Here is a 2,812-nt window from a genome sequence, read left to right as displayed (position 1 = left end):
ACTAAGTGGTGGGTAGTTCACTTCTTTAGGATAATCATTTTTTTTTGCCATGACAAAAACACATCCAAATTTATTTTACTACATTTGAGGTGCTCTTTTTTAATTGTATCTAGTATCAATTCTCATCAATGAATATCTGAAATATCTCTTTTTAAACTGTTTGGACAATTCATCATAGATAGCTTTCAGTGTTTTAATTGAAGTTTCTATTAAACTCAGCTATTTGAAAGTGGATTACACTAATCCAACTTCATTTTTAGAAGTAGCAATATCATTCGTAAATGTGATGACAAAATAAGATCCTAATGGTCCAGTAGTATTTGTTTCCCACGTCAATGTTTGAATATTTTCACCATTTGAATTTTTATATTCCGCAATAGCATTCGGTTTGCCAAATTTTTTAATAGCTTTTTCCTTTGATAAATCCTTATTCATTTGAATTTCTCCAAATACTTTAGAAGAAACTACTTTTTCTTTATCATAAGAAACATATAATCCAGATACTGATTTTTCGACAACATTGTTGTTTTCTGTACCAACAGTTAACTTAGCACCTAATTCTCCGTTCTTACTACTTCCCCAAGTATAAATGGTTTCAGAATTTCCCGAATGATCTGTAGAAGATTCCGTGTATAACGGAGAACCTAATATTTTATTTACATTCTCCAAACCTGTTCCTATTGTTAATTTATCATATACTGATTTTACTTCTTGAGCAGATTTCTTTTCTGTAGTTGTAATTTCTGTTGTTTCTTTCTTTTCATCATTTTTAAAGATAATCATTGATCCAATACAAATAAAGATTACCGTAATGACTCCTAGAATAATATAGATTATTTTTTTCAAAATACTTCCTCCTCGTAAAATATAATTTATCTAATTGTTTTTATTCAAAATGTTTCTAGATTATAAAATTTATTGAATAACGTATTCCTTACGGAATTTGTTTCGATATTGTGTGATTTCTCAGAGTACAATGGATGTATGGAAAGGATCCAACGGGAATTTGATACTTCCTCCTGTAGTTTTGTCTACGACAAATAGTCTGTTACCCGAACCACCGTGTTCACTACCAACTCATTAGCTGTTTCAATAATGGACTAGCCTTCCAAATAGTAGTTGGAAGGCAGCTTCTAGCTCTTTTATCACCATATTCTATTAGGCGAGGTTGTGTCCACACAGTGAGTTTCTGGGGAATCCCACAGTATCGAAGCATTTTCTAAAATTTAAAATGAAAGGAGGTCCTTCTTCCATGAAATTATTTGTCGGTATTGACGTTAGCTCTGAAAAATTAGATGTTTGTTTCCTAACGGATGACGATCAATTGTCTATCTTGTCTGAAATCTCTGTTGCTAATGACATTGAAGGGGCTTCATTAACTCGAGAAATGATTCTTAAGTTTAATGAGAACTATCTCTTTGATCAAATTGTGATTGGTATGGAGTCAACGTCCATGTACAGTTTCCACCCTTCCATGTTTTTTCATGAAGATGAGGAGCTGAGGAAACTCAATGTACTTGTAACGATTGAAAATCCTTTTCGAATTAAACAGTTCAGTCGTATGTTTGATGAGGATAAGACCGACCGAAACGATGCATTAAGAATCGCTGATTTCTTGCGTATTCAACGATTCACAACTTCTCCTATCAAAGAAGAGAAGTACATGGCCTTACAGCGTTTAACACGCACTCGCTATCAACTCATTAAGCAATTGACTCGTACAAAACAACACTTTCTGGAAAATCTAACGTACAAATGCAGTACACTTGCGCGCGAGATGAAAGATGAATCAACCAGCCTTTTTAGCACCACGATCATTTCTCTTATGACGGAAGACTTCACACTAGACGAGTTAGCGGAGCTTCCTTTGGAAGCCTTCTGTGACTTACTTCAGAAAAAAGGCAGAGGTCGGTTCAAGCAACCAGAGAAAATCGCTAAGGCGATTCAACGAGCAATCAGATCCAGCTATCGCTTAGGAGCGGTAGCTCAAGAATCGATTGAGATTGTCTTAGGTGTTCTTGTCTGTGAAATGCGTACGTTAGAAAAGAACATCAAAGAACTCGATAAAGCAATTGAACAATTAGTTGTCATAATTCCAGAATATCAATGCTTAACCAGTATTCCAGGTGTTGGTAAAGTCTACGCTGCCGGCTTAATCGCTGAAATTGGTCAAATCGAAAGATTTGAAGATCAGACAAAATTGGCAAAGTACGCTGGCTTAAGTTGGAAAGTAAAACAATCCGGAAACTATCAGTCTCAAAACACACCTCTGACAAAGCAAGGGAATTGATATTTTAGATACTACTTAGTTGAAGCTGCCAACTCCGTAAGAAAATATCTTCCTGAATATCAATCTTTTTATCAAAGTAAATGTAAAGAGGTTCCAAAACATCAACACAAACGCGCACTCGTCTTAACCGCAAGAAAATTTACGCGTCTGGTGGATACGCTACTACGTAACCATCAACTCTATACGCCACCAAGGAGCGTGATAGATAAATAACACTTTGTTATTGACGCAAATCCTTGAAACAACCCGAAAAAATTTTGATTTTGGTCGGGTCTAGTTAAGTGCGCTTCAAAACAAGTGACTCAATAAAACTATTCTCCATTTTTATCTTGACTTATTACCATTAGACTATTTAAGTGGCTAAAAAAATTATAAATAATTAAAAGCTCAGTTCCTAGGTTTTTAAGAATTAATTTAATTTCTAGAAAAAAATTTAATTTTTTTCTAGGCTTATACTATCAGTCTATAAGGGATTCGTGACTTATATTTATATACAGTGAACGACTCATTTCATCACTCAGC

Annotated in this window: 1 protein-coding gene and 1 pseudogene; one reads left to right on the top strand and one right to left on the bottom strand. The window is 34.5% G+C overall.

From position 1 onward, the window contains the following. Nucleotides 1-234: 234 nt before the first annotated feature. Entirely contained in the window at nt 235-846 is a 612-nt protein-coding gene (locus AB3H93_RS14075) for a DUF3862 domain-containing protein (protein ID WP_161440480.1), read from the bottom strand. 406 nt (nt 847-1,252) lie between these two features. Here AB3H93_RS14075 and AB3H93_RS14070 point away from each other — a divergent pair. Continuing rightward, nucleotides 1,253-2,503: pseudogene (locus AB3H93_RS14070) on the top strand (IS110 family transposase). Nucleotides 2,504-2,812: the final 309 nt, after the last annotated feature.

Source organism: Enterococcus sp. C74 (assembly GCF_040887125.1).
GTDB lineage: Bacteria > Bacillota > Bacilli > Lactobacillales > Enterococcaceae > Enterococcus_B > Enterococcus_B hirae.
Note: the sequence above shows the minus strand (reverse complement) of the source record. Positions and strands in the feature narration are given on the sequence as shown.